We start from the raw sequence: 4,295 nt of genomic DNA on the forward strand, positions 1-4,295 counted from the left end.
CAGCCGCTGGAGCCCCGGGTGACGCCGCGCGAGCGGCCATGAGGCCCCTGCGGGCAGCCCCGGCCGCGCGGGCCGGGGCGAGCGCCTAAAATCCGCGGCTTGTCCGCGTTTTTCGCGGCCCACCCCGAACGCCCGCACCCGATGACCGCACGCAAGATCTTCGTCACCACCGCCCTGCCGTATGCCAACGGCAACTTCCACATCGGCCACATCATGGAATACATCCAGGCCGACATCTGGGTGCGGTATCAAAGAATGCAGGGCGCCCAGGTGAACTTCGTGGGCGCGGACGATGCCCACGGCGCGCCGATCATGATCGCGGCCGAGAAGGCCGGCAAGACGCCCCAGCAGTTCGTGGCCGACATCGCCGCCGGCCGCAAGCCCTACCTGGACGGTTTTCACATCGCGTTCGACAACTGGCACAACACCGACGCGCCCGAGAACCACGCGCTCGCCCAGCAGATCTACCGCGACCTCAAGGCCAACGGCCTCATCGAGACGCGCACCATCGAGCAGTTCTTCGACCCCGAGAAGAACATGTTCCTGCCCGACCGCTTCATCAAGGGCGAATGCCCCCGGTGCCACGCCAAGGACCAGTACGGCGACAACTGCGAGAACTGCGGCGCCGTCTATGCACCCACCGACCTGATTCACCCCTTCTCGGCGCTGTCGGGCGCCAAGCCGGTGCTGAAAAGCTCGGAGCATTTCTTCTTCAAGCTCTCCGATCCGCGCTGCGTCGATTTTTTGCAGGAATGGACGCAGAACGGCGTGCACGTGCAGCCCGAGGTGGCCAACAAGGTCAAGGAATGGTTCACCGTGCGCACCAACCCGGACGGCAGCACCAGCGAGGGCCTGGGCGACTGGGACATCAGCCGCGACGCGCCCTACTTCGGCATCGAGATCCCCGATGCGCCGGGCAAGTACTTCTACGTGTGGCTCGATGCACCCGTGGGCTACCTCGCCTCGCTCAAGAACCTGCTGGAAAAGCGCGGCGAAGACTACGAGGCCTACATGGCCGACCCGCTGCTTGAGCAGTACCACTTCATCGGCAAGGACATCGTCACCTTCCACACCCTGTTCTGGCCCGCCATGCTGAAGTTCAGCGGCCGCAAGACGCCCGACAAGATCTGCGTGCACGGCTTTCTCACCGTGAACAACGGCGAGAAGATGAGCAAGAGCCGCGGCACGGGCCTGGACCCGCTCAAGTACCTGGGCCTGTCGATGAACCCCGAATGGCTGCGCTACTACATCGCCGCCAAGCTCAATGGCCGCAACGAGGACATCGACTTCAACCCCGAAGATTTCATGGCCCGGGTCAACAGCGACCTGATCGGCAAGTTCGTCAACATCGCCTCGCGCGCGGCCGGCTTCATCGCCAAGCGTTTCGGCGGCCAGCTGGGCGCCATGAGCGGCGACGGCCAGGCCCTGCTCGCCACGCTGGCTGGCCAGGGCGGCACCATCGCCGAGGCCCTCGAAAAGCGCGACACCGCCCGCGCCCTGCGCGAGGTGATGCTGCTGGCCGACCGCGTGAACGAGTACGTGGACGCCAACAAGCCCTGGGAACTGGCCAAGCAGGATGGCATGGACGCGCGCCTGCAGGACGTGTGCACAACCTGCATCGAGGCCTTCCGCGTGCTCGCCATCTACCTCAAGCCCGTGCTGCCCGCCCTGGCCGCGCAGGTCGAGGCCTTCCTGAACGTCACGCCGCTCGCCTTTGCCGATGCGCAGACGCTGCTGGGCGCCGGCCACACCATCGGCACCTACCAGCATCTGATGCAACGCGTGGACGTGAAGCAGCTCGACGCCCTGTTCGAGCCGCCCGCGGCGCCTGAGCCCGAAAAGACCGTGCCCGGCGGCGAGGAGATCGCGCCCGCCATCACCATCGACGACTTCGCCAAGATCGACCTGCGCATCGCGCAGATCGTGAACTGCGAGCCGGTCGAAGGCTCGACCAAGCTGCTGCGCCTGACGCTCGACGTGGGCGAAGGCCGCCACCGGAATGTGTTCAGCGGCATCGCCAGCGCCTACCAGCCCGCCGACCTGATCGGCAAGCTCACCGTGATGGTGGCCAACCTCGCCCCGCGCAAGATGAAGTTCGGCATCAGCGAAGGCATGGTGCTGGCCGCTAGCCATGGCGACGAAAAAGCCCACCCCGGCATCCACGTGCTGGAGCCGTGGCCGGGTGCGACGCCCGGCATGCGCGTGCGCTGAGGGTATTGGCGGTCCCATCCACACGATCTCTCGTGAGGATTGGATCAGCGAGCGGCGCGGCACTGTCGATGGCCGAAGCCGGGCTGATCTAGCGCTGCGGGCCCGCGTTTGCGCCCGACGGCGCGTGGCCGGGCGCATTACTGTGCGCAGCGATTTAACAAACGGTCAATAAAAATAATGGCTTAAAAGTCAAATTCGAGCCGTTTTGCATTTAGCATTCGTCCCCAATAAAAAACGCGATCTCGAAGGGGGGATTGAATGAGCGCAGAACTCGCGGCCACGTTCTTCAACGTCGGCTACGGACAGACCCTGGCCCAGTCCATGGACAGGAACCAGGTGGACGTGCTGGTGCTGACCCAGGGCCAGTACATGAGCATCCTGCAGGACAAGGCCCGGAACAATGCAGCGCTGGAATTCAACCTGCACAAGATGCTGTCCAAATCCACTTTTGGGCAGTACTGGCAGAAAGAGTTCAGCCCGAATGCCAGCGAGCCGTGGGTCGGGCCCGTAGCGCAGGGGGCCAACGATGTGCTGGCCATCGGCAAGACGATGAATGCCATCGGCATGGCTGGCATAGGGACTTACATCAAGACCACGGCGACGGGCACGTACATCATCATCAAAGGCTATTCGGCGCGGCGCAGCGGCGCGTTGCAGGGCACGCGCTACTTGGCGACGAATCCCAAGATGCTGCAACTGGGACTCGGAATGAAGAGCCTGCAAGGCATTGCCAAGGGCGGCTTCATGCTGGGCGTGGTGGTGTCCACAGGGATCGAACTGATGGACTTCATGTTCAATGACGAGAAGACCATGTATGACCTAGTGGGCGGGATCGGGGTGGAGGCCGTCAAAGGCGGGCTTGGCGCTCTGATTGCGTATTCAATGGCTGCGGGCGTCGCCGGATCGGCTACGACAGTGGCGGTGCTTCCACTGGTCGTGATGGCCGTCTTTGCCGTTGGTGTGGGCATCGGGCTGAATGCTGTTGATCGACACTACGGTCTGAAGGACAAGGTGATCGCTGCCCTCAAATTGCTTCCTGAGCAGACCGCTCAAGGTATCTACTACATCGATACGAAATCCCAGTCATGGCAAAACGAACTCAGCGATGCAATGACTCAGAAAAAGACGCAAATGGGCCGTGCCATTGACCAGGGGGTCAAAGATTGGCTCTGTCGAATTTCTTGCGTTCGATATTAAGTAACACCTCCGCTACCCATGTTCGACGTCAAAAAAAGTTCGCGCCACCTTGTTGTGGGGAATTCCTCTTTACCTTGGACTCATGGCAGGCTCATGCTTTGTAATCCGCTACGAAATCATCCCAACCGTTGTCGGCATAGCCACCTTGGCATCCGGAGTACGGATCGCACCCGCAGCACTGCTCGCCCCATTCATCGCGCTTATCTGCGCTTTAGCAATCATCCTGGGGACCATGCGCGCGATTCCTTGCAGCGACAAGTCCATCCAGCCAATGGAGCGTTTCTTCACGATCATCGTGCTCGCGAGCGGCGTGGCCTTGTTGCTCATTCCCGTGACCTCTCTGATCGTGCGCTTTTATATGCCCAGCCTGGGTTACTCGCTTTGCTCAGACCTTAAAGACAACCCCACCATGTGGTTCACCGATTGGGTGCGCGATCCTGCCTGGTGTGTCAGAGGCAAGAGCTTGGACTGGGTGAACCAGCAGGGGCGTTAATGCCATGCGATAAGACCGCACTGTGGACTGACCAGCGAAGCTCGCATTCCTGGTCATCGCAGGGATTTTTCGGGCGCCGCGCCCGCTGACTGAGCCGGTCTCGCCAGCCCACACAGCCTCAATGCCCCACATACCGCCCCGGCCGGTGGCTGATCCATAAAAACCCGCTCATCACCACCACCGCCAGCACCGAATACGCCACCCGCTCGATCGGCACGATCACCAGCGCCAGCAGCACCACGGTGCAGTCGATCGCCATCTGCACCTTGCCCGCGCGCACCCCGTAGCGCTGCTGCAGATACAGCGAGACGATGGTGGCGCCGCCCAGGCTGGATTTGTGGCGCGCGAGGAACAGGCAGCCCGTGCCCAGCAGCAGCCCGCCCAGCACGGCGGC

Annotated in this window: 4 protein-coding genes; 3 read left to right on the forward strand and 1 reads right to left on the reverse strand. The window is 62.5% G+C overall.

What is annotated here, in order from left to right; all coding sequences use genetic code 11:
* Positions 1–141 precede the first annotated feature (141 nt).
* The 3 genes from metG to AC27IO_RS21115 all read left to right on the forward strand — a co-directional run bounded on the left by metG (position 142) and on the right by AC27IO_RS21115 (position 3,901).
* A complete protein-coding gene (gene metG, locus AC27IO_RS21105) occupies positions 142–2,211 on the forward strand; it encodes a methionine--tRNA ligase (protein WP_498740603.1) in 2,070 nt (689 codons plus the stop codon).
* Positions 2,212–2,469: 258 nt separating this feature from the next.
* Positions 2,470–3,408, forward strand: coding sequence for a hypothetical protein (locus tag AC27IO_RS21110; RefSeq protein ID WP_498740605.1), 939 nt, complete (start codon positions 2,470–2,472; stop codon positions 3,406–3,408).
* An 82-nt stretch (positions 3,409–3,490) separates the two neighbouring features.
* The gene (locus tag AC27IO_RS21115; protein ID WP_498740606.1) at positions 3,491–3,901 is read left to right on the forward strand and encodes a DUF1240 domain-containing protein; all 411 of its coding nucleotides are present in this window, start codon (positions 3,491–3,493) and stop codon (positions 3,899–3,901) included.
* 118 nt (positions 3,902–4,019) lie between these two features.
* Here AC27IO_RS21115 and AC27IO_RS21120 read toward each other — a convergent pair.
* Positions 4,020–4,295 (reverse strand): YitT family protein (locus AC27IO_RS21120; RefSeq protein WP_498740607.1); only part of this gene is annotated, 276 nt, incomplete at its 5' end.

This window comes from Acidovorax sp. KNOB132 (genome assembly GCF_057541515.1).